The following is a 23,544-nucleotide window of genomic DNA, read 5'->3' on the forward strand; positions in this document are numbered from 1 at the left end:
AGCGCCAATCATGATCCCTCAATTTTTCATTCAGAGACCGGTCTTTGCCTGGGTGGTGGCGATTGCCATCGCGCTGGCGGGGCTGATCGCCCTGCCCTCGGTTCCGGTGGCGCGTTTTCCCTCGGTGGCGCCGCCATCGGTGACGATCACGGCCACCTATCCCGGCGCCACGCCGCAAACGATGAATGACGGCGTGGTCGAACTGATCGAGCGCGAATTGTCAGGCGCCAAACGCCTGCTCTATTTCGAGTCCAGCACCGATACTTCGGGTTCGGCCACGATCACCGCCACGTTCCAGCCCGGCACGAACCCCGAACTGGCGCTGGTGGATGTGCAGAACCGGTTGAAGCTGATCGAGCCGCGCCTGCCCCAGACCGTGCGCCAATATGGTCTGGCGGTCGAAGTGGCCAACAGCGGGTTCCTGCTGCTGGTGGGCCTCAATTCACCCGATGGGCGTTATGACGGGGCCTCGCTGGGTGATTATCTGGCGCGCAATGTCGTCAATGAATTGAAGCGTATTCCCGGCGTTGGCCGCGTCCAGAGCTTCTCGGCGGAAAAGGCGATGCGGGTCTGGGTCGATCCGGCCAAGCTGATCGCCTATGATCTGGCCATGGCCGATGTGACGGGGGCCATTGCCGCCCAGAATATCCAGATCGCGCCCGGCACGCTGGGTGCTGAGCCGGCCGTGGCGGGCCAGCGCGTGCTGGTGCCGCTGACGGCCAGCGGGCAATTGACCAGCCCACAGGAATTCGAACAGATCGTGCTGAAAGCCAACACCAATGGCGGCACCGTGACGCTGGGCGATGTGGCGCGGGTCGAAATCGGCCAGCAGAATTACATGATGTCCACCCGCGAGAATGGCCGCGCGGGGGCCTCGGCGGCGGTGCAACTGGCGCCGGGCGCCAATGCGGTGCAGGTGTCGGACGCGGTGCGTGCGCGCATGGCCGAGATTGGCCGCGCGATGCCGGGCGGCATGGAATGGACGGTGCCCTTCGACACCGCGCCTTTCGTGCGCGTCTCCATCGAGAAGGTGCTGCATACGCTGCTTGAGGCGATGGTGCTCGTCTTCCTCGTCATGTATCTGTTTTTGCAGAACATGCGCTATACGTTGGTGCCCGCCGTGGTGGCGCCCATCGCGCTGCTGGGCACGATCGCGGTCATGTCGCTTTCGGGCTATTCGCTCAATGTGCTGACCATGTTTGGCATGGTTCTGGCCATCGGCATCATCGTGGACGATGCCATCGTCGTGGTTGAAAATGTCGAACGCATCATGGCCGAGGAAGGGCTCTCCCCGTTCGAGGCCACCAAAAAGGCGATGAGCGAAATCACCGGGGCCGTCATCGGCATTACTCTGGTGCTGGTTTCGGTGTTCATCCCGATGGCTTTTGCCAGCGGCTCGGTGGGCGTGATCTATCGCCAGTTTGCCATGTCGATGGCGATCAGCATCCTGATCTCGGCGGTGCTGGCGCTTTCTTTGACGCCTGCCCTTTGCGCCACGGTGTTGAAGCCCATTTCGGGCCATGCCCAAAAACCGCGCTTCTTTGCCGCGTTCGACCGCCTGTTTGAGCGCATGACCCACGGCTATGGCGGATGGGTTGCGCGCATCATCCGGCGCGGCGGGCGGGCGATGGTGGCGCTGGGCGTGGTGGTGGCGCTGCTGGGCTTTGCCTTCTGGCGCCTACCCACGGCCTTTATGCCCGAGGAGGATCAGGGCTATTATATGACCGCCTTCCAATTGCCCGCCGACGCCACCGCCGAGCGCACCCGCGAAGCCGTGCAGGTACTGGAGCGCCATACCGCCACGCGCCCTTCGACCAAGGGCAATGAGGCGATCCTGGGCTTTGGCTTCTCGGGCGCAGGGCCCAATGCGGCGATTGTGTTCACCGTCCTGAAAGACTGGGGCGAGCGTGGCGGGGCCACCGTCAAGGATGAGGTTGCCCGCACGATGGCCGCGATGAGCGTCATCAAGGAAGGCATCATCATGAGCCTTGTGCCCCCCGCGATTGACGAGCTGGGCAATTCCTCGGGCTTTGCCATGCGGCTGGAGGATCGCGCCGGGCGCGGGCATGAGGCGCTGGTGGCCGCGCAATATCAATTGCTGGGCCTTGCGGGGCAGAGCAAGAAGGTGGTCGGCGTCTATCCCGACGGCCTGCCTGCGGGCACCAGCATCCACCTGTCCATCGACCGGCAAAAGGCCGAGGCGCTGGGCGTGCCCTTCAACCGGATCAGCGATACGCTTTCGGCGGCGATGGGTTCGGCCTATGTCGGCGATTACCCCAATGCCGGGCGGATGCAGCAGGTGATCGTGCAGGCCGATGCGGCCTATCGCATGAACCTGCCCGACATGATGCGTTTGAACCTGCGCAACAATGCCGGCTCGATGGTGCCCCTGTCCGAAGTGGTCAAGGCGGACTGGGAGCAGACCCCGCTGCAATTGGTGCGTTACAATGGTTATCCGGCGCTGCGCCTGTCGGGCATGGCCGCGCCGGGTGTATCAAGCGGCGATGCCATGGCCGAGATGGAGCAACTGGCCAAGCAATTGCCGCCCGGTTTCGCCATCGAATGGACCGGCCTTTCCTATCAGGAACAGCAATCGGGCGCGCAGGCCCCGATGCTGCTGGCCTTGTCGATGCTGGCGGTGTTTCTGGTGCTGGCGGCGATGTATGACAGTTTCGCCGTGCCGCTGGCGGTGATGCTGGTGGTGCCGCTGGGGCTGATCGGCGCGGTGACGGCGGTCTCCTTGCGCGGCATGGCCAATGACGTGTTCTTCAAGGTGGGCCTGATCACCATCATCGGCCTGTCGGCCAAGAATGCGATCCTGATCGTCGAATTTGCCCGCCATTACCGCGCCTCCGGCATGGGCCTGGTGGAAAGCGCGATGGCGGCGGCCAAGGTCCGCCTGCGCCCCATCGTGATGACCTCGCTGGCCTTTACGCTGGGCGTGGTGCCGCTGATGCTTTCCACCGGGGCCAGCGCCGAAACGCAGGCGGCCATCGGCACGGGCGTGTTTGGCGGCATGATTTCGGGCACGGTACTGGCGGTGTTCTTTGTGCCGGTGTTCTTTGTGGTGGCTATGGGAATAAGTGAGCGTCTGGGCTTTGGCGGCTTGCGCAAGAAGAAGAAGCAGGAGCAGGCCGATGCGTAAGGTTCTGATGTTGGCGCTGGCCTTGGGTGGATGTGCGGCGGAGAAAGCGCCGCTGCCCAAGGCTCCGGTGGCCGCGAGTTTTGCGGTGACGGAGGCATTGACCCCGCTGACATGGCAGGAGTTCTTTGCCGATGCGCGGCTGCAGAGGCTGATCGCGCTGGCCCTGAACGAGAACCGCGATTTGCGGATTGCCGTGCTCAACGCTCAGGCCGCGCGCGGGGCCTTGTCGGTGGCGCGCGGCGCGCAATTGCCCTCGCTGGAGGCGCAGGGCAGCTTTACCGGGGCGCAGACCGCAGGCGGCGGTTTTGGCGGCTTTCGCTACGATCAGTTCAGCGGCCAGATCGCGCTGACCAGTTTCGAGATCGACCTGTTCGGGCGCCTTCGCGCGCAGAGCCGCGCCGCCTTCGACCGCTATCTGGCCAGCGAGGCCGGACGACGGGCCAGCGAGCTGACAGTAGTGGGGGCGGTGGCCGAGGCCTATGTGGCCGAAAGGCTGGCGCAGGAGCAATGGCAACTGACCTCCTCGACGCTGGCCGACTGGCGCGTCTCGCTTGATCTCACGCGGCGGCTCCATGATGCGGGCCAAGCCAGCGGCAGCGATCTGGCGCAGGCCGAAGGGCTGGTGCGGCAGGCCGAGGCCGATCTGGCCCAGCGCCAGCGCGAGCGCGAAACGGCCGCCCATGCGCTGTCTCTGGCGGTGGGCGCGCCCTTGCCGGACGATCTGCCTGCGCCGATCGGGCTGATGCTGGCCTCGATGCCCGATCATCTGGGGGCAGGCCTGCCCTCGGACCTGCTGACCCGGCGGCCCGACATCATGCAGGCGGAATATAATCTGCGCGCGGCGCAAGCCGATGTGAATGCAGCGCGCGCCGCCTTCTTCCCCCGCCTGTCGCTGACCGGGGCGCTGGGGGCGGTAAGTCCGGGCCTGTCGGGGCTGTTTTCGGGCGCGAACAAGGCGTGGAATTATGCGCCTGCGGTCTCCTTGCCGCTGTTCCCCAACACCTCGCTGCGGGGCACCCTGCGCCAAGCCAAGGCGCAGCAGGGGATTGCCGTGGCCACCTATGAAAAGGCGATCCAGACCGCCTTTGCCGAAGTGGCCGACGGCATTTCGGCCCAGCAGACCTATGGCCCGCAGATCAAGGCGCAGGATGCCGCCGCCGATGCCGCCGACCGGCGCGTCAACCTGTCGAAACTGCGCTATCAGGCGGGGGTGGACAGCCGCCTCGAACTGCTCGACGCTCAGCGCAGCGCCTATTCCGCGCGCCAGACCCTGCTCTCCACGCGGGCGGGCGCCTTGCTGGGAATGATCGGATTGTATCGGGCGCTGGGCTCGATCTGATGGCGATGGCGGGCGGTGCGCGCCGCCCGCCCCTTATCAGTTTCGCGCAAAGGCCCGGTGATAGAGCGCCAAGGTCCACGCAAGCCCCTGGAAAAACAGAGCGGGATCATAACGGGGGCCTTCGTCGCGCAGGAACGCGTGCTGCGCGTTGACCTCGTGCCATTCATAAGTCGCGCCGACAGCTTCCAGACGATCACGGATGGCCATGCGCCCCGCGTAGGGGACATGGGGATCCTGCCGCCCCCAGACGAACATCGTCTCGGCCTTCAGATCCGCCATGCGCGCCAGACTGTCATCCGCGCGGCCAAGGCCCAGACTGCCGGAATGGATGTCAGTGGGATAGAAACAGGCCGCCGCGGACACACGCGGGTCGAGCGCCGCCCGATAGGCCAGATGCCCCCCAAGGCATACGCCAAAACTCGCCACCCGGCCGTCGCAGGCGGGATGGTCGATAAGAGCGCTGATCCCGGCCTTTGCGTCGGCATCGTACCCCGCAAGCGGTTTGAGATATTTCAGCTCATTGCCGCGATCCGTTCCGACCGGATCATATTCGAGAACCGTGCCGGCAGGCTCGAACTCATGATAGACCTCAGGCACGGCAACGACATAGCCATGGCCCGCCAGAATGGCCGCCAGCCTGCGAATGGGATTGGTGACCTGATAGATCTCCGAGAACAGCAGAACGCCGGGAAACCGGCCTTCGATCGCGGGCCGGAACATATGCATCCGCATCGTGCCCCCGCCGGGCACCAGCACGTCCATTTTCTCATCGCTACGCAGGATCATGTCATCGTCCTTGTGCAAGGGGGAATTTCGACGCCCCGCCGCCCGTTCATCGGATGCCCATGGCATAAGGCAGCGCCTTGCTGCCAGTCTATTTTCGAACTTTGGAATCGGCCATTTAGCCGCTCCGCCCCCATACATTGCCCCTCCATACCGAAAGCACATCGCATCATGCGGGCAAAACATTGGTTGCGCCCCGGCCCGCGCGATACCCAGGTGTGATCCCAAGTCCCACGCCGCACCATCCGGCCAACGAAAGGACCACCTGTGGAGAGGACCACCTGCCGTTCCATCGCCCTGCTCGCCGCTCTATGCGCGGGCAGCGCGGCCATGGCGCAAATGCCGCCGCCCCATCCCGCCAGCCCTGCTGCCTATCCGGCGCAGGCGGCCTATCCCAAGGAGAACCGCGAGGCGGTGGGCCGCTATCTGGCCGAGGGGCGCAAGCTGGCCGGGGCCGATCTGGAGGCCGATTTCAACTGGCGCTGTCTCATCAGCCCACTCGACAAGAACCTCGTCTTTGGCGTCCAGCATGACGGGTTGGTGCCCGCCACGCGCGTTTTCGACAATCTCTACGCCATCGGCCAGAACGCAGTCTCGGCATGGGCCATCGACACGCCGCAGGGCATCATCGTCATCGACGCGCTCAACAGCCCGGACGAGGCCCGCGACATCCTAGTGCCCAATATGGAAAAACTGGGGCTGGACCCCAAGCGCATCAAATATGTCGTCATCACCCATGGCCATGGCGACCATTGGGGCGGGGCCAAATTCCTTCAGGACACCTATGGCGCGCGGGTTGTCGCCTCGGCCACCGATTGGGGGATGATGGAAAGCCCGTCGCGCGGGGGCGGGCCATTCGCTTCGCTGGTGCCGCCAAAGCATGACATCGAGGTCAAGGATGGCGACAGCGTGACGCTGGGCGATTTCACGATGAAGACCTATATCACGCCGGGCCATACGCCGGGCACGCTCTCGCTCGTCTTTCCGGTGTTCGACAAAGGTGTGCGCCACAATGCGGGCCTGATGGGCGGCACCGGCGGGGGCAGCACCGCCGACGCCGCGCGCCAGCAGATCGCCTCGCTGACCCGCTGGCAGGGGATCACCAAAGCGGCGGGTGTCGATGTGCTGGTGACCAACCATCCGGTGCATATGGCCGCGACCGAGAAGGAGGCGCTGATCCGCTATGGCGCCACCGGGGGCAACAATCCCTTCATCTACGGCGTGGACAAATATCAGCGCTATATGGGCATTATGAGCGCCTGCAGCCGGGTGCAACTGGCCCGGATGGGCGAAGCGGCCGAATAATCCGGGCACAAGAAAACCCCCGCTTCCGAAGGACCGGAAGCGGGGGTTTCTTTATGCCTGCGCGCCGATCCGCTCGATCTTGCCGACAAGGAAGAGGTAGGAGAGCGCGGCGGCCAGCGCGCTGCCCGCCACCAGCATCAGCACGAGATCGAAGGAACCCGTTTCCTTCAGGATCCAGCCGATCAGGATCGGCGTGGTGATCGAGGAAATATTGCCGAACATATTGAAAATGCCGCCCGAAAGCCCCGCACTGTCGCGCGGCGCCACATCGGCCACCACCGCCCAGCCCAGCGCGCCCACGCCCTTGCCAAAGAAGGCAAGGCTCATGAACAGCAGCACCAGCGTGTTCGAATGGACGAAATTGCAGCCAAGGATGGTCAGCGCCCCCAGCATCCCCGCCACCACCGGCACCTTGCGCGCCCATGTCAGCGACACGCCGCGCCGCAGCAGCCAGTCCGACCAGATCCCGCCCAGCACCCCGCCGATAAAGCCGCAGACCGCAGGCATCGTGGCGAACAGCCCGGCCTTCATTACCGAAAGCCCGCGCTCCTGAACCAGATAGACCGGGAACCAGGTGATGAAGAAATAGGTCAGCGTATTGATGAAGAACTGGCCCGAATAGAGGCCCCAGAGCGTGGGCGTGGTCAGCAAAACGCGCATCTTGCGGCGGTTTTCGGCCTTGGCCGCCGCGCGGTCCACCAAAGGCTGCGCCACCGGATCAACCAGCGCCCCGCCCTCGACCAACAGGCCCAGTTCGCCCGCCCGGAGGCGCGGATGGTCGCGCGGATCGCGCACCACCCGCGGCCAGAACAGCGAGGCCACCAGCCCCAGCCCGCCCATCGCCACAAACACCCATGGCCAGCCGAAATCGGCCACGATCCACCCCATCAGCGGGGCAAACAGCACGGTGGCGAAATATTGCGCCGCATTGAACACCGCCGAGGCCGTACCCCGTTCGCGCGCAGGAAACCAACTGGCCACCACGCGGGCATTGGCGGGGAAACTGGGCGCTTCGGCCAGCCCCACCAGAAAGCGCAGGGCAAACAGCGCCGTCGCCGCCGCCGTGCCGCTCAGCCAGACCACCGTGCCATGGGCCACTGTGATGATCGACCATGCAACGATCACCCAGAGATAGACCCGCGGCGCGCCAAACCGGTCGAGCAGCCAGCCCCCCGGCACCTGCGCGATGACATAGGACCAGCCAAAGGCGGAAAAGACGATGCCCAGTTGCAGCGGGTCAATGCCCAGATCCTTGGACAGCGAAGGGGCCGCCAGCGAGAGCGCCGCGCGCACCGCATAGTTGATGATGGTGACGCCAAACAGCATCCCCAGCACCGCCCAGCGCAGGCGCCCGATCTTGTGCAGCGCCTCCATCAGCCGTGGACTTTATCGGTGCAGCCTTTGGCGTCGATGCGGCAACTGGCCTCGGTCCACGCCCGCGCCTGATCCGACAGGGTGACACCAAGGCCGGGGCGGGTCGAGAGCATCATCTTGCCGCCCTCAAGGATCTGGCGCTCGTTGAACAAAGGGTCGAGCCAGTCGAAATGTTCGACCCATGTGCCCAGCGGATAGGCGGCGGAGACATGGACATGGATTTCCATCGCGAAATGGGGGGCCATCATCAGGCCTGCCTGCTCGGCCCGCGCGGTTACGCGCTGGAATTGCGTGATGCCGCCCACGCGGGCCGCATCGGGCTGGATGAAATCCACCGCGCGCGCGTCGATCATCGCAAAATGCTCGGCCGCGCTCACCAGCATCTCGCCCGAGGCAATGGGCGTGTCGATGGCGGCGGCCAATGCCGCGTGGCCCTCGATATCATAGGCGTCGAGCGGCTCCTCGATCCAGACGAGGCCATATTGCTCCATCGCGCGGCACATGCGCAGAGCCGTGGGGCGGTCCCATTGCTGATTGGCGTCCACCATCAGCGCCACGCGCCCGTCGATCTGCTTGGCCACGGCCTCAAGGCGGGTGAGATCGACCTTGGGGTCGGGATGGCCGACCTTGATCTTGATCCCACCGATCCCGCTAGCGATAGAGGCCTCCACATTGTCCAGCACTTCGGGCAGAGGCGAGGAGAGGAAGCCGCCCGATGTGTTATAGCTGGGCACGCCATCGCGCCATGCACCGAGCAGTCGCCCCAAGGGCAGGCCCGCGCGCTTGGCCTTCAGATCCCACAGGGCGATGTCGATGGCGGCAATCGCCTGCGTCGAAAGGCCCGAACGCCCCACCGACGCCCCGGCCCAAACCAGCTTGTTCCACAGGCGGCCAGTATCGGCGGGATTTTCCCCGATCAGGCTGTCGGCCACCTCGCGCGCATGGGCATACATGCCCGGCCCGCCCGCGCGCTTGGAATAGGAAAAGCCGAGGCCGGTGTGGCCCTCGGCCGTTTCGATCTCGGCAAGCAGCATGGCCACGCGGGTCAGCGGCTTTTGGCGGCCGGTAAACACCTTGGCATCGGAAATCGGCGTGGCCAGAGGCACCCAGGCGAGGCTGAGCGTCATGGCGGAAATCGTATCGGTGGGCATGGATGTCCTCTCCGGGCCTTTTCTATTGCAGGCCATGATCGCGGGGGATCGATGCGCAATCAATCGCCAAGGCGGCATCGGTCGATAGGAAATTCGCATTGGTCTTGGGGGGCGCATGGGGCCATGCGGGTGGAAAGAACAAAATGGAGAGTGCCTGATGCAGATCACCGCGCTGCGCGTGACGCCGATTGCCTTTCGGGATCCGCCGCTGCTCAACGCCGCCGGGATCCACGAGCCTTATGCGCTGCGCTCGATCATCGAGGTCGAGGCGGGAGGTTTCGCGGGCCTTGGCGAAAGCTATGGCGATGCGCCGGTGCTGGCGGCCTTGCAGGAGGCCGCGTCCGATCTGGTGGGTCTGTCGATCTATGATCTCAATGGGCTGCATGACCGGCTCGCCTCGGCGCTGGCCCGCCTGCCCGCCGCGCAGGCCGGGGCCGAACTGGCGCCCGGATCGCAGCCCTCGCGCCTGCTGGGCAATTGCTTTTCCGCCTTCGAGGTCGCGCTGCTCGATCTTCAGGCCAAGGCGGCGGGCGTGCCTTTGCATGAATTGCTGGGCGGTGCGGTGCGGCAAGAGGTGCCCTTTTCGGCCTATCTCTTCTTCAAATATGCCCGCCATATCGAGCCGGAGGAAGCCCCCGACCAATGGGGCGAGGCGATCACCCCCGAAGGCATCGTCGCGCAGGCGCAGCGCATGATCGACCTCCACGGCTTCGGCTCGATCAAGCTGAAGGCGGGCACCCTGCCCCCCGATATCGAGGTGGCCAGCATCGAGGCCCTGTCCCGCGCCTTTCCCGGCCTGCCGCTGCGGATTGATCCCAATGGGGCCTGGGCGATGGAAACGGCGTTGAAGGCGGCGGAAAAGCTGGGGCCGCTGATCGAATATTACGAGGACCCGGTGGCGGGCCATGACGATATGGCGGAACTGCACCGGAAAACAGGATTGCCGCTGGCCACCAATATGATCGTCATCGACTTTCCGGGCTTCAAGGAAAGCGTGGCGAAAAATTCGGTGCAGATCGTGCTGTCGGACCATCATTACTGGGGCGGATTGCGCGCGACGCAGCATCTGGCCGCCATGTGCGACACCTTCGGGCTGGGCCTCTCGATGCACTCCAATTCGCATCTGGGCATCAGCCTGATGGCGATGACCCATCTGGCCGCGACCACGCGCAATCTCACCTATGCCTGCGACACGCATTATCCGTGGGTGGAGGAAGAGGATGAGGTGATCGAGGGGGGCAAGATCCCCATCACCGGCGGCTGTGTGCGCATCACCGACACGCCCGGCATCGGCGTCGAACTGGACGCGCAAAGGCTGGCGCGGGCCCATGCGCTGTTCAACCGCATAACAATCCGCACCCGTGACGACTTGGGCCAGATGCGGAAATATGATAAGGCTTTCACCGGGAAAAAGCCAAGATATTGAATATGTCGTGCGACCGGCCCCGCCCGTCGCATGACGGGGGGAAGAGGCCTTGTTTGAACTGATCCAGTTGCGCTGCTTTGTGGCCGTGGCCGAGGAGCTGCATTTTGGCCGCGCGGCGGGGCGCCTCAACATGACCCAGCCGCCGCTCTCGCGCCATATTCAGGTGCTGGAACGGGTGATGAAGGTGCCGCTGTTCTACCGTTCCAGCCGGACGGTGAAGCTGACGGCGGCGGGCTCGGCCTTTCTGGTCGAGGCGCGGCGTGTGGTGCAGCTGGCCGACAGCGCCGTGGCCACCGCGCGCGCGGCGGCCGAGGGACGGCATGGGCTGGTCAGCCTGGGCTTTACCGCCGCCTCGGGCTATTCCTTTCTGCCGCGCTTCATCGCCAATGTGCAGAAAATCCTGCCCGATGTGCGCTTTGTGCTGAAAGAAATGGTCAGCGACGAGCAGGTCGAGAGCCTGCTCTCGGGCCGGATCGATCTGGGCTTTCTGCGCCCGCCGGTGCGGCATCCCGCGATGGTCTCGCAGGAAGTGCTACGCGAACGTTTCATCATCTGCTCTCCGGCCAGCGTGCCGGAGGAGGAACGCCCGCGCCGTCTGGCCAATTTCGACCGCCTGCCCTTCATCACCTATGCGCCGGATAAGGCTCGCTATTTCCACGATCTGCTGGCGGGCCTTTTCGCAGGCGCGCGGGCCGAACCCCGCTTTGTGCAATATCTGGCCCAGATCCACACCGCGCTGATGCTGGTGGGGGCCGGGCATGGCTATGCGCTGGTGCCGGAAAGCTCGCGGCGGCTGCACCCCGATGGCGTGGTCTTTTCCGAACTGGAGGATGGCGAGCCGATTGTCGAATTGCAGGCCACATGGCGGCGCGATGCGGATAATCCGGCACTGCTGGCGCTGATCCCGCGCTTGATGGAATTGTGCGGGTCCGATTAATACTGGGGCAGCATCGCTTGATCGCCATACGCGATTGGCCGAACGCGCCTTGGACAGGTTACGCTCCCCCAAAACCATAAATGGGAGAGTGCCATGGAAAGGCGTGATTTTCTGACCACTATCGGGGCGGGAGCGCTGGCCGGCGCCGCGCCCATGGCGCAGGCGGCGGGGCGCAAATCTGCGGCCCCCAAGCGCCCGGCGCTAAAAATGAAGCTGGGGTGTCAGAGCGGCCCGGCGACCGACGATCATTTCGCCTTCCTCGCCCGCTATGGCGTGACCCATGTGGCCGCGCGGGCTAAATCGGCCGAGGGCGCGCTCTATTCCACCGCTGACGAGGTCAAGTCCCTGCGCGATCTGGCCGAGAAGCATAAGTTGACGCTTGCGATCCTCGATCCGCTGCTGCTGCCCTCGTCCCATATCGACCGGGGAAAGAACCCCGGCATCATGCTGGCCACCAGTCCGGAGCGCGAGCGCGAGGTCGAAGCGTTTCAGAACCAGATCCGCGCCTGCGCGGCAGCGGGCGTGCCCTGCATCAAGTATAATATGAGCCTGCTGGGCGTGATCCGCACCGGGCGGGTGCAGGCGCGCGGCGATGCGGTGTTTTCCGAATATGACGCGGCCAGGCTGGACCCGGCCAAGCCCCTCACCCGCGCGGGCGCGGTCAGCGAGGATGCGTTTTGGGAGCGGATCACATGGTTCCTCGACCATGTCGTGCCCGTGGCCAATGAGTATAAGATCCGCATCGCCTGTCACCCACATGACCCCGGCACCCCGCCGCAGGGCTATCAGGGCATCCACCGCGTGCTGGGCACCGTCGAGGGCATGAAGCGTTTCATCACCATCCGCGAGAGCGCCTATCACGGCTTCAATTTCTGTCAGGGCACGGTGAGCGAAAATCTGCCCAAGCCCGCCGAGCAGATTTTCGACGTGATCCGCTATTTCGGCAGCCGCAAGAAGATATTCAACGTCCATTTCCGCAACATCGTGGGCGGGCGCGGCCATTTCCGCGAGGCGTTCCCCGATGAGGGCGATGTCGATCTCTATCGCGCGCTGCTGACCTATGCCGAGGTGGGCTATGACGGGATGTTGATGCCCGACCATGTGCCGATCATCCCCGGCCACCCGGAAGCCGAGGCAGAGAGTTTCGCCTTTGCCTATGGCCATATTCGCGGGCTGATGCAGGCAGCGGCGCATTATTCGGGGTAAAAAGCAGGCCAAAAAAACAGGAGAGAGCCGGGTGGTTGGCTCCCTCCTGTTCAACGCACTTTGGCGTAAAACTGGGGCGTAAAACTTAGCGCACCAGACAGGGCCGCTTGTTGTCAAAGGTCCAGCCGGGGATTAGATATTGCATCCCCATCGCGTCATTGCGCGCACCCAGCCCATGCTGCTGATACAGTTCATGCCCGCGTATCAGCGCGTCCTCGTCGATCTCGATCCCCAGACCCGGCTTGTCGCTGATGGCAACATGGCCGTCCTCAATGCGCGGCGGGTTCTTGGTCAGACATTCGCCGTCCTGCCAGATCCAATGCGTGTCGATGGCGGTGACCTTGCCCGGCGCGGCGGCGGCGCAATGCGTGAACATGGCCAGCGAAATGTCGAAATGGTTGTTCGAATGGCTGCCCCATGTCAGGCCGAAAGCATCGCACAGATGCGCCACGCGCACCGCGCCCTCCATCGTCCAGAAATGCGGGTCGGCCAGCGGGATGTCCACCGATTGCAGCGAGAGCGAATGGGCCATCTGGCGCCAGTCGGTGGCGATCATGTTCGTCGCGGTGGGCAGTCCGGTGGTGCGGCGGAATTCGGCCATCACCTCGCGCCCGGAAAAGCCATTCTCGGCCCCGCAAGGATCCTCGGCATAGGCCAGCACTTCGCCCAGCGGCTTCATCAGGCGGACCGCCTCGGACAGGCTCCACGCGCCGTTGGGGTCAAGCGTGATGCGCGCCTGCGGGAAAGCCTCCTTCAAGGCCCGCACCGCCAGCACTTCCTCATCGCCCGCCAGAGCGCCGCCCTTCAGCTTGAAATCGCGGAAACCGTATCGCGCCTGCGCCGCGCGGGCCAGGGCCACCACGGCTTCGGGCGTCAGCGCCTCGCGGTTACGCAGCCGCTCCCATTCATCCGCACTGTCGCTCTCATCACGATAGGGCAGATCGGTCTTTTTGGGGTCGGCGATATAGAAGAGATAGCCCAGCATCTCCACCCGGTCGCGATGCCGCCCGGTGCCGAGCAGATCCGCGACCGCCACGCCGACATGCTGGCCCAGCAGGTCGAGCATCGCCGCCTCGATCGCGGTCTGGGCGTGGATCGTGGTGCGCAGGTCAAAGGTCTGCAAACCCCGCCCGCCCGCATCGCGCGAGGCAAAGGCGCGGCCCACCTGAGCCACCACACTGGCATGAGTGCCGAGGGGGCGGCCCACGACCAGCCCCCGCGCATCCTCCAGCGTCTCCCGGATCGCCTCGCCGCCGGGCACTTCGCCTAGGCCCTGACGCCCATCACTGTCGGTCAGGATGACGATGTTGCGGGTGAAGAAAGGCGCATGCGCGCCCGACAGGTTGAGCAGCATCGCATCATGCCCCGCCACCGGCACAACGCGCATTTCAGCAATAATCGGAGCCGAACCCATCAGATGCTTGCCTTCGCCTTGGCCACCAGCGCGGCCAGTTCTTCATGTTCCGCCGCCGAAAGATCCGTCAAGGGCGTGCGCACCGGGCCAGCGGGGCGACCGATGACATTCATCCCCGCCTTCACGATCGACACCGCATAGCCCCGCCCGCGATTGCGCAGCGCAATATAGGGCAGCACGAAATCGCGCAGCATCTGATGCACCTTGGCATGATCGCGCGCGCGGGCGGCCTTGTAAAAGGCCACTGCCCATTCCGGCATGAAATTATAGATGGCCGAGGAATAGGTCGTCACGCCCATTTCCAGATAGGCGGGCGCAAAAGTCTCCGCCGTGGGCAACCCGCCGATATAGGTCAGCCGGTCGCCCAGCTTGCAATAAACGCGCATCATCAATTCGATGTCGCCCACCCCATCCTTGTATCCCACAAGGTTCGGGTTGCGTTCGCACAGGCGGGCCAGCGTATCCTCGTTCACCACCGCATTGTCACGGTTATAGACGATCACGCCCAGATTGGTCGAACGGCACACCGCCTCAATATGGGCGGCAAGACCCTCCTGTTTCGCCCCCACCAGATATTGCGGCAACAGCAGGATGCCGTCGGCCCCGGCCTTTTCCACCCCTTGCGCGATTTCCACCGCAATCGCCGTGCCATAGCCGCAGCCCGAAATCACCGGAACGCGACCAGCCGTTTCCTCCACCGCCGCACGCACCACCTGCACCGTTTCGGCAGGCGTCAGCGAGAAGAACTCGCCCGTGCCCCCGGCGGCAAACAGCGCCGCCACGTCATGTTCGAGCATCCATCCGCAATGTTGCCGATAGGGCGCCTCATCAAAGCGCAGGTCCGCATCGAAATGCGTGACCGGAAAGGACAGCAACCCCGAGCCAATTACCTTTGCCATGTCCTGTGGGGCCATCATCTCTCGCCATCCTGTGTTCTGGTTGATCCTTGCCTTTGGGCTAGGACCAGAAGGCGCGATGCGTCCATATCCATTCCTGGTTCAATTCATGCTGGATCGGCATCGCTTGGCCAATCCTTTGCATATCCGCCATTCCGGTCGCGAGAATAGCGCCAAATTGCAATATAAAACAGCGGATTTGGCGGGGGCGCCCGGCCATCAGTGCCGGTTGGGCATTGTTCCATGCCCAACCGGGAATGGTCGCAGGCAAAAGGCGCGGCATAACAGGGCCACAAGCCATAGCGCCGAGACAAAGATGCGGCGCGTGGGGGAAAGAACCTGGGGCAACAGCCTCAGGCCAGAGGATGTCAGCGCCATGCCGCCCGGCGGGATGGTGCTGTGAATGGGGGATGCCATCATGAAAAATGCCCGCACCATGCGCCTTATTGCCAATCGCAACCGCCTGATTTTGGGCAGCAGCCTGGCCGCGCTTATCCTGCCCGTTGCGGTCCATGCGCAAACGACGCCTGCACCTGCCAATGTGCCGGGCGCGGCCGAGATCATCGTTACCGGATCGCGCATCACGGCCAGCGGTTTCAACGCGCCCACGCCCACCACCGTGGTTTCCATCGAGCAATTGCAGCAGGCGGCCCAGCCCAACCTGTTCGATTCCATCGCGCAATTGCCTGCCCTTCAGGGCAGCGTGGGCACCGCCAACACGCGCCAGAACGGCGGCACCAGTTTCGGCAATAACGGCCTTTCGGCGCTCAACCTGCGCGGCCTCGGCTCGATCCGCACGCTGACCCTGCTCGACGGTCAGCGCGTCGTGCCCGCCTATATCACCGGCATTGCCGACGTCAGCCAGTTCCCGCAACTGCTGATCAAGCGGGTCGATGTGGTGACGGGCGGCGCGTCGGCCTCATGGGGTTCGGACGCGGTGGCGGGCGTGGTCAATTTCGTCACCGACAAGACGTTCAAGGGCTATAAGGCCAACCTATCGGGCGGCACATCGACCTATGGCGACGATCAGAGCGTGCTGGCACAGGCCGCCGCAGGCTGGGGCCTGATGGGCGACCGGATGCATATTGAAATCGCGGGCGAATATTTCCGCAACGGCGGTGTGCCGGGCGGCGAGGTCGGCGGGGCGCAGCCCAATGGCCGCCCCGATGCCTATCGCTCGGGCACGACCTCCTATGCGCTGGGCGCGCAACCGGCGGGCTCACCGCAATTCTACGCCTATCCCTATAATGCCCAGACCACCACGCTGGGCAGCGTGGGCCTGATCACCGCAGGCCCGCTGGCGGGCACAGCCTTTGACAGCAGCGGCAATCCCTATGCCTTTCAATATGGCACCGGCTGCGTCTCGGGCACCTGTGTTGGCGGCCAGCAGGACAATTACATCACTACCAACACGATCGACAATCCGATCAACCGCGTGGTCGGCTATGGCCGCATCGGTTTTGACCTGACGCCCAATATCGAAATCTATGCCACGGCCAATGTGTCCGAGGTGCGCACCAGCAACACGCCGATCGCCTATCCGCGCAAGCCGGGCAATCTGACCATGCAATGTTCGAACGCCTATCTGGCCTCGACCACGATCCCGGCGCTCTGCGCGTCCAAGGGCATCACCAGCTTCTCCTATGGCACGGCCAATGCCATCATGCCGGGCAAGGAAACGATCTATTCGGTCCGCCGCCAGTATCGCTTCGTGCTGGGCACCGAGGGTTCGTTCAATATCGGTTCGACGCCGATCAAATTCGACGCCTATTATCAGCATGGCACCAACAATGTGCATGTCGATATCCGCAACATGACGCTGAACGGGCGCTATAATGCGGCCATCAACGCGGTGCGCGATTCCAGCGGCAATATCGTCTGCTCCTCGGCCACGGCGCGGGCGGGGGGCTGTATTCCGATCAACATCTTTTCGGGCGCCAAGATTTCCGATGCCGCCTTTGCCTGGCTGACGGGGGGCACAGGCCCGTATCAATACAGCACCTTCAAGGAGGACGCGGCCAGCATCGCCTTTAACGCCACGCCTTTCCACAACTGGGCAGGCGACGTTTCGGTGGCGCTGGGCGCGGAATGGCGCAATGAATATTACAACACGATTTCTGATCCTTACGGCAATGGCGTGACCGCCGACACGCCCAACACCGCCGCCTATCCGGCCGACCCCCTGCTCTCCACCGGGGGCAACAACTGGTTTGCGGGCAATTACCACAATGGCTCGGGCGCGTTCAACGTGCGCGAGGCTTTCCTTGAGATCGGCCTGCCGCTGCTCAACAGCAAGGAGATCGGCAAGATCGACCTCAGCCTCTCAGGCCGCGCGGCGCATTACAGCACGGCGGGCAATGCCAATACGTGGAAAGTGGGCGCGACATGGGATACGCCGCTCTCGGGTCTGAAGCTGCGCGGGGTGGTGTCGCGCGATCTGCGCGCGCCCAACCTGTCCGAACTTTTCGCCGCGCCGCAAACCGCCAACCAGCCGGTCATCAACCGCGCCACCGGCGGCACGGTGCAGGTGGTTTCGACCACGCTGGGCAATCCGGCGCTCAAGCCCGAAATCGCCAAGACCATCGACGTGGGCGCGGTCTATCGCCCCGATTTCATTCCGGGGCTGAGCATCTCCTTCGACTATTACGACATCCGCCTCAATCAGGCGATCTCGACCCTGACCAACCAGCAGGTGATCGACCTGTGCTATAATGGCAATACAACCTATTGTTCCAACGTGAAATTTACCGGGGTTCTCGGCACATCCGACTATCCCTATGTGATCTCACAGCCCTTCAATCTGGCCTCGCTCAACATGCGCGGCTTTGACATCGAAGCCGCCTATCGCCGCAATCTGGGCAAGGCAGGCACGTTGACACTGCGCGCTCTGGCCACCCATGCGATCTCGATGGTCAGCAACACCGGCATTGCGGGGCAACAGATCGCGCAACTGGCGGGCAACAACACCGACAATGGCAATGGCGTGCCCAAGTGGAAGATCATGCTGCAGCAAAATTGGGAAAAGGGCCCGGTCTCGCTGACGCTGACCGAGCGCATCATCAGCGCGGGCTATATCGATCCCAATGCCATTGTTTGTTCGAGCAATTGCCCGGCCTCGACGGTGCAGAACCCGACCTATAATTTCAACGACATCCCCGGCGCCGCCTATCTCGACATCGGCGGCAATTACAAGCTGGGCAAATCCGCGCAGGTCTATTTCAAGGTCGACAATGTGTTCAACCACCGCGCTCCGCCCTTTGGCGGCTCGGTGCTCTATGATCCGATCGGCCGCATGTTCCGCCTTGGCGTGCGGGTCGCGATGTAATCCTTGGCGAGGTGATTTTAAGGCCCGCCCTCCTTGGCCGGAGGGCGGGCCTTTTCTTATGGCTTTTCCGGGTCCAATCCCGCGCGCACCAGCCCAAGCTGGCTGCAGGTTTCCTGAACCTTGTAATAGCGCGCCAATTTATCGGGCCCCATCACAAAGGGATTGGCATCTCCCGCGCGGCGATAGCGCAGCAATTCGAGCTTTTCGAACGCGCCATCCTGCACCGGATGATTGGCCAGCATAACATCGGCCCCGGCCCGCGCCGCCAGATCGGCAAAGCGACGCATCGAGGCGATATGGGGATAGCGCTGCAGCGGATCACGCGGCGCGCCAAACCCGCCAAAGAAGGCCGCAACATGGCGCTTGCCATGGTCGGTCACGTCAAAGATCGTCGAAACCGTCCCCTCCGTATGGCCGGGCGTGACATAGAAATGCAGCGTGGTTGCGCCCAGTTTCAGCGCCTCGCCATCGGCAATGGTCCGGTCCTTGCCCTCGATGCGGGCTGGGGGCATCGGGGCGCCTTCCGGCCCTTCGGCCTTGCCCCGCGCGCGCATCGCGTCCATCGCCACCCAATCGGGGCCTGAGGAAATCAGCTGCGCGCCATAGGCATTGCGCAGGAATTCCGCCCCGCCGTAATGATCGCCATGGGCATGAGTGATAAGGATATAGCGCAGCCGCGCCGGGTCCAGCCCCACCGCCTTCAGCCCCGGAAGGATGATCTCGCGGGCCTGCTCCTCATTCTCCAACGCATCGAACAGCACGATGCCCTCGGCCGTATCGAGCGCCCAAGCGGATTCGGCATTCTGGCCCACGAAATAGAGCTGGTCGAAGACCTTGGCCGGGGGCAGCAAGGCGTTCATCTGCAAGGCATTGACCCGCTGGCGGAAACGCGGATCGGCAATGCAGCGGTGGACGAAATCGCCGAACAGGTCATCGCCCGCAGCGGCGCGAGCGCGGGCCAGATACTCCGCCGCCAGCGCCTTGTTCTCCTTGGGAAATTCGGCCATCTTCGGATAGGTCGCCACAGGCGGTGTGCGCGATTGCGCATGCAGCGCACCGCCCATGGCCAGCGCCGACAATAACGCCATTCTCAATCTCGACCGCATCGCTCTCTCCCTTGCCGGGCGGGCCTGCCCCGCCTCGCGGGCATGTTGCGCCACCTGAGCACCGGCCTCCAATGCGCAACCGCTTTCATCCCATGCCATATGCGGATTGATCCATCCTGTTTCAGCAATGGGATGGCGCGATCCGCCGCGTTACTGTCCCGGCCAAAGACAAGAGGGAGAGAGACGATGCCCATCACTCGCCGCGCCGCGCTGGGCGGCATGACGGCCATGCTGGCGGGACTGCCGCTGGCGGGGCTCGGCGATATGGCGATGGCCGAAACGCGGGCGCGGGCGGGCGCGTTGGGGCTGAAGATCACGGGGCTTAAGACTTTCCTCGTCGCCCCGCGCTCGATCTTTGTGAAGGTCCATACCAATCAGGGCCTTACCGGGCTGGGCGTGGCGATCCAGACATCCAAGGAAATGGCCACCGCCGCCGCGATCATGGAATGCGAACGTGTGCTTGTTGGGCGCGATCCCACCCAGATCGAGAGCCTGTGGAACGAACTCTATCAAACCCCACGCTGGCGCGGCGGGCCGCTGACGGCCGCGATCAGCGCGCTCGACATCGCCCTTTGGGACATTCTGGGGCAAGCGCTGGGCGCGCCGATCTACACTTTGCTGGGCGGGGCTGGCGCCACTCGCCTGCGCATTTACGGCAGCACGATGGACATGACCCCCGCCATCTATGAGGCGCAAAAGGCGCAGGGCATCACCGCCACCCGCGTTCAGGCGCCCAAGGGCAGCATCCCCCAGATGATCGCCACCACCCGCCGCTGGCGCGAGATTGTTGGCCCGGATCATCAGCTTGCCGTGCATATGGATGGCACGCTGACCACGCGCGATGCGCTGCAATATCTCCACGGGGTCGAGGATCTGAACCTGCTCTGGGTCGAAGAACCGATCCAGATGGACGATATCGAAGACTGGGCGCATCTGCGCGCCCATACCACCACCGCCATCGCGACCGGCGAGCGGGTGCTGACCAAATGGGGCTTCGCGCCTTACCTCAATCGCCATCTGATCGACTTTGCCCAGCCCGATCTGGCGGCATGCGGCGGCATCACCGAAGCGCGCAAAATCGCCGCCCTGTGCGAGGCCAACCGCATCCAGATCGCCCCCCACGGACCGCATGAAACGGCGGGCGCGCTGGCCAATTTCCACTTCGACGCCTCAACCACCGCCTTCTATGCGCAGGAAGTGCGCGACTACACCTCGCAATTCGAACTGGACCTGCACGAGGGGCAGACCCCAAAAATCGTCAACGGCTTTTGCGAATTGTCCGACCGCCCCGGCCTTGGCACGGTGCTGAACGAGGCGGTGGCGGCCAAGCGGCCCTATCAACCTTTGACCAGATCGAGCGAAGGCCGCGCCTTTTAACGCATCGGACTACCATCATCGTTGAACAGGCGGCGCGGGCCGGACTTTTCCGCCACCGCCGCGCCATCCGCCCATGGATCGCGCCCCGGCGTGGCCCGGCCCGCCGCGCTGAAATCCATCATCACGCGGGTCTTGGCACGATAGGCCGGCCATGGGGCTTGGCCGGGCGCGAAAGGCACGCCGGTCTTGGCGAAATTGACAACATAATCAGCGATAATATGGCCCATCGCGGCGTCGGCAGGGCGCGTCCTGTCGCCATATTTCACATCCACCGTGTCGAAATAATAAGGCAGATCATCGGCATGGATCGCCCCATCGCTCTTGGGCGTGGGCGCGGCATCGGCCACATAGGAAAAGCGGTAATAATAGGTCGGCAACCCCTTGGCGGCGAACAGATCAGCCATCTCGCGCGCGCCCTTGACCATCATCCCCTCGCGCCCGCCCATATCGCCGCTGGTCGCGCCCACCATCACCGGCACGCGGTTGAACGCCCCCGCGCGATAGGCCGCCAGCGGATCGACCGTCACTCGCCCATCGGGAAAGGGGCTGCTGAACTTGCGCGGCCCCGGCCCCATCACCGCCGACATCTTGATCCCGCCCAGCACCTTGTCCGCCGGAACCGCGCGCAGCCGCGCCAGAGCATCGGCATCCTGCGCGCCGATCCCCTGCTCCTCGCCAAAAGCCTTGCCGATCGCCTCGGCCCCGGCCAGCGTGGGGTCGCCGATGAAATGGCCATCCCCGCCCGAGGCGATGATCGCGCGGGCAAACAGCCCCTGCGACTGCGGCGAGGTCAGCAGATTATGCACCGACATGCCGCCCGCGCTCTCGCCCATGATGGTGATATTTGCCGGATCGCCGCCAAAAGCCGCAATATTGCGCCGGATCCAGCGCATCGCGGCAATCTGGTCCATATAGCCATAATTGCCCAACTGCCCCTTGTCCTCATCGGCGCGGGTCAGCGCGGGATGGGCAAAAGTGCCGAACCGGCCGAGGCGGTAATTGAAGCTGACCAGCATCACCCCGCGCCGCGCCAGCCTGTCGCCCGCATAGATCCAGCGCGAGGCCGAGCCGTTCACAAAGCCCCCGCCATAGATCCACACCAAAACAGGCAATTTGCGCGCCTCCCCCGCCGGGCGCCAGATATTGAGATAGAGGCAGTCCTCGGAATGTTCCGAGCCGGGGGGCAAGGGGTTGGCCTGATAGACCTGCATGCAGTCATGGCCGAAATTGGCCGCATCTCGGTCGCCCTGCCACGGCCCGGCGGGCTGCGGCGCCCGCCAGCGCAGCGCCCCCACCGGCGGGGCGGCAAAGGGAATGCCCTTGAACGAGGTGACGCCATCCTGCGCCTGCCCCACCAGTGCCCCCTGCTCCACCACCGCGCGGGGCTGGGCCTGAGCAGCGATGGGGAACGCCATAAGGGCGGCAAGGGCGGCCAGTGCGCGGTGCTTCATGTCTATCCTGTCCCGATTATGATTTTATCTTACCGCCGGACATCGCCGGAATTGCCGGTAAAGCTGTCGACTTCGGCGCGCGGCAGGCGGAGCCAATCGCCGTGGAGGGAATGTTTGAGGGCGTTCATGGCGAGGCCAAGCTGCGCCATTTTCTGCGCGTCGCCGCCTTCCAGCCAGCCCGTCAGGACCCCCGCCGCAAAGGCATCGCCCGATCCTACACGGTCGATGATATCGGTGATCTCGATTTCCGGCGTCTGATACCGATCCTCGCGCAGGTCCACGCGGGCCGAGAGGCGGTGGTGGGTCTGGGTGATCGGATGGCGCGCTGTGCTGGCCATGACCTGAAGGTTCGGGAACGTGGCAAAGGCGGCCTCGACCGCCTCGCGCCGCCGCTCGGCACCATCGCCGGAGAAAGGCTTTTGCAGCAGCAGCGTCATATCGCGGTGGTTGCCGAACATGATCGTCGCGTCCGCCAGCAATTCCAGCAGGATCTCGCGCGGATTGCTGTCCCACGCGCCCCAGAGTTTCTCGCGGAAATTGCAATCGAAGCTGACCGGAACACCTGCCGCACGCGCCGCCCTGATCCCGGCGCGGGCGAGGTCAACGCCGCCCGGGCCAAGCGCGGCGGTGATGCCAGAAATGTGGAACAGCGAGGCGCCATCAAGCGCGGCGGCGAAGTCAAACTCCTCCGGCCGCGCAGTGGCAAAGGCCGAACCGGCGCGGTCATAGGTGATCGCGCTGGGCCGCAGCGAACCGCCGACTTCTAGGAAATACAGGCCCATGCGGCCATCCCCGCGCACGAAATGTGCGACATCGACGCCTGCGCCCGCCAGCGCCGCGCGGGCCTTGTCGCCCAGCGCATTGGCCGGAACCTTGGACACGAACCGCGCCTGATGCCCCATCGCCACCAGCGCGACGCCGACATTGGCCTCCGCCCCGCCGATGGTCAGGTCAAGCGACTGCGCATCGGCAATCACCCGGCCCGCAGGCGTGGCGAAACGCAGCATCACCTCGCCGAAACAGACGACAGGGCCAGAACGATCCTTGGTCATCGCGCCAATCCTTCCATAATCAGCGCCACTTCCGCCGAGTTGGGCACCCAATCGCTCTCGATCAGGCCATTGGGACCGAAGAGTCCGGGGACCGGCTCTGCGTTTTGCGCCACTTCGCTCAATTCGGCAGCCCTTGGGTCATCGACGGGGCCGTTTTGGCCACGCAGGTGTTTGATCCAGGCGGCGATGGCCGAGAGGATCGCGGGGCAGGATCGGCCCTGCGCCTGATTGGCGGCCAGCGTGGCGAGCCAGCGCTG

16 protein-coding genes and 1 pseudogene are annotated in these 23,544 nt (G+C 64.3%); 8 read left to right on the top strand and 9 right to left on the bottom strand.

Features of this window, described 5'->3' with window-relative positions; genetic code table 11:
* Positions 1 to 10 precede the first annotated feature (10 nt).
* Positions 11 to 3,145 (top strand): multidrug efflux RND transporter permease subunit, encoded by a 3,135-nt coding sequence (locus FHW92_RS21930; RefSeq protein ID WP_210428644.1) that lies wholly within the window; start codon positions 11 to 13, stop codon positions 3,143 to 3,145.
* On the top strand, positions 3,138 to 4,484 hold the full coding sequence (locus FHW92_RS21935) for a TolC family protein (RefSeq protein WP_168605420.1): 1,347 nt from the start codon (positions 3,138 to 3,140) through the stop codon (positions 4,482 to 4,484). The genes FHW92_RS21930 and FHW92_RS21935 overlap by 8 nt, the downstream gene beginning before the upstream one ends.
* Positions 4,485 to 4,520: 36 nt before the next feature.
* On the opposite strand, the gene FHW92_RS21940 is transcribed toward FHW92_RS21935, so the two are convergent.
* Positions 4,521 to 5,270, bottom strand: a complete 750-nt coding sequence (locus tag FHW92_RS21940; RefSeq protein WP_168605421.1) for a dienelactone hydrolase family protein — start codon at positions 5,268 to 5,270, stop codon at positions 4,521 to 4,523.
* A 264-nt stretch (positions 5,271 to 5,534) separates the two neighbouring features.
* On the opposite strand from FHW92_RS21940, the gene FHW92_RS21945 reads away from it, so the two are divergent.
* Positions 5,535 to 6,572, top strand: coding sequence for an MBL fold metallo-hydrolase (locus FHW92_RS21945; protein ID WP_168605422.1), 1,038 nt, complete (start codon positions 5,535 to 5,537; stop codon positions 6,570 to 6,572).
* Positions 6,573 to 6,623: 51 nt separating this feature from the next.
* Here the strand turns inward: FHW92_RS21945 and FHW92_RS21950 are convergent, their stop codons facing one another.
* Both FHW92_RS21950 and FHW92_RS21955 read right to left on the bottom strand, forming a co-directional pair.
* Positions 6,624 to 7,946 carry an MFS transporter gene (locus tag FHW92_RS21950; protein ID WP_168605423.1) on the bottom strand — a complete coding sequence of 441 codons (1,323 nt, stop codon included), beginning with the start codon at positions 7,944 to 7,946 and terminating at the stop codon, positions 6,624 to 6,626.
* Positions 7,946 to 9,097, bottom strand: coding sequence for a mandelate racemase/muconate lactonizing enzyme family protein (locus FHW92_RS21955; RefSeq protein WP_282599815.1), 1,152 nt, complete (start codon positions 9,095 to 9,097; stop codon positions 7,946 to 7,948). Before FHW92_RS21955 ends, FHW92_RS21950 begins: the two co-directional genes overlap by 1 nt.
* 157 nt (positions 9,098 to 9,254) lie before the next feature.
* Between FHW92_RS21955 and FHW92_RS21960 the strand changes: the two genes are divergently transcribed.
* The 3 genes from FHW92_RS21960 to FHW92_RS21970 all read left to right on the top strand — a co-directional run bounded on the left by FHW92_RS21960 (position 9,255) and on the right by FHW92_RS21970 (position 12,666).
* Positions 9,255 to 10,523 (top strand): glucarate dehydratase family protein, encoded by a 1,269-nt coding sequence (locus FHW92_RS21960; protein WP_168605425.1) that lies wholly within the window; start codon positions 9,255 to 9,257, stop codon positions 10,521 to 10,523.
* Positions 10,524 to 10,572: 49 nt separating this feature from the next.
* A complete protein-coding gene (locus FHW92_RS21965) occupies positions 10,573 to 11,460 on the top strand; it encodes a LysR family transcriptional regulator (RefSeq protein ID WP_168605426.1) in 888 nt (295 codons plus the stop codon).
* A 93-nt stretch (positions 11,461 to 11,553) separates the two neighbouring features.
* A complete protein-coding gene (locus FHW92_RS21970; RefSeq protein WP_168605427.1) occupies positions 11,554 to 12,666 on the top strand; it encodes a mannonate dehydratase in 1,113 nt (370 codons plus the stop codon).
* An 85-nt stretch (positions 12,667 to 12,751) separates the two neighbouring features.
* Here the strand turns inward: FHW92_RS21970 and FHW92_RS21975 are convergent, their stop codons facing one another.
* Together FHW92_RS21975 and kdgD are read right to left on the bottom strand one after the other, a co-directional pair.
* Positions 12,752 to 14,080 carry an enolase C-terminal domain-like protein gene (locus tag FHW92_RS21975; RefSeq protein WP_168605428.1) on the bottom strand — a complete coding sequence of 443 codons (1,329 nt, stop codon included), beginning with the start codon at positions 14,078 to 14,080 and terminating at the stop codon, positions 12,752 to 12,754.
* Positions 14,080 to 14,994 (bottom strand): 5-dehydro-4-deoxyglucarate dehydratase, encoded by a 915-nt coding sequence (kdgD, locus tag FHW92_RS21980; RefSeq protein ID WP_168605446.1) that lies wholly within the window; start codon positions 14,992 to 14,994, stop codon positions 14,080 to 14,082. The genes FHW92_RS21975 and kdgD overlap by 1 nt, the downstream gene beginning before the upstream one ends.
* A gap of 400 nt (positions 14,995 to 15,394) precedes the next feature.
* Between kdgD and FHW92_RS21985 the strand changes: the two genes are divergently transcribed.
* Positions 15,395 to 18,301 (top strand): TonB-dependent receptor, encoded by a 2,907-nt coding sequence (locus tag FHW92_RS21985; protein ID WP_168605429.1) that lies wholly within the window; start codon positions 15,395 to 15,397, stop codon positions 18,299 to 18,301.
* Positions 18,302 to 18,357: 56 nt separating this feature from the next.
* On the opposite strand, the gene FHW92_RS21990 is transcribed toward FHW92_RS21985, so the two are convergent.
* Entirely contained in the window at positions 18,358 to 19,389 is a 1,032-nt protein-coding gene (locus FHW92_RS21990) for an MBL fold metallo-hydrolase (protein WP_168605430.1), read from the bottom strand.
* Positions 19,390 to 19,593: 204 nt separating this feature from the next.
* Here FHW92_RS21990 and FHW92_RS21995 point away from each other — a divergent pair, with 204 nt between their 5' ends.
* Entirely contained in the window at positions 19,594 to 20,784 is a 1,191-nt protein-coding gene (locus FHW92_RS21995) for an enolase C-terminal domain-like protein (RefSeq protein ID WP_168605431.1), read from the top strand.
* Here the strand turns inward: FHW92_RS21995 and FHW92_RS22000 are convergent.
* The 3 genes and pseudogenes from FHW92_RS22000 to FHW92_RS22010 all read right to left on the bottom strand — a co-directional run.
* Complete coding sequence (locus tag FHW92_RS22000) at positions 20,781 to 22,235, bottom strand: carboxylesterase family protein (protein WP_168605432.1); 1,455 nt, start codon at positions 22,233 to 22,235, stop codon at positions 20,781 to 20,783. The two genes, FHW92_RS21995 and FHW92_RS22000, sit on opposite strands and share 4 nt — an antisense overlap.
* Positions 22,236 to 22,264: 29 nt before the next feature.
* The gene (locus tag FHW92_RS22005; RefSeq protein ID WP_168605433.1) at positions 22,265 to 23,287 is read right to left on the bottom strand and encodes a sugar kinase; all 1,023 of its coding nucleotides are present in this window, start codon (positions 23,285 to 23,287) and stop codon (positions 22,265 to 22,267) included.
* A pseudogene (locus FHW92_RS22010) lies at positions 23,284 to 23,544 on the bottom strand (mannitol dehydrogenase family protein); the annotation flags it as partial. The gene FHW92_RS22005 and the pseudogene FHW92_RS22010, both read right to left, overlap by 4 nt.

This window comes from Novosphingobium sp. SG707 (assembly GCF_012275515.1).
Taxonomy (GTDB): domain Bacteria; phylum Pseudomonadota; class Alphaproteobacteria; order Sphingomonadales; family Sphingomonadaceae; genus Novosphingobium.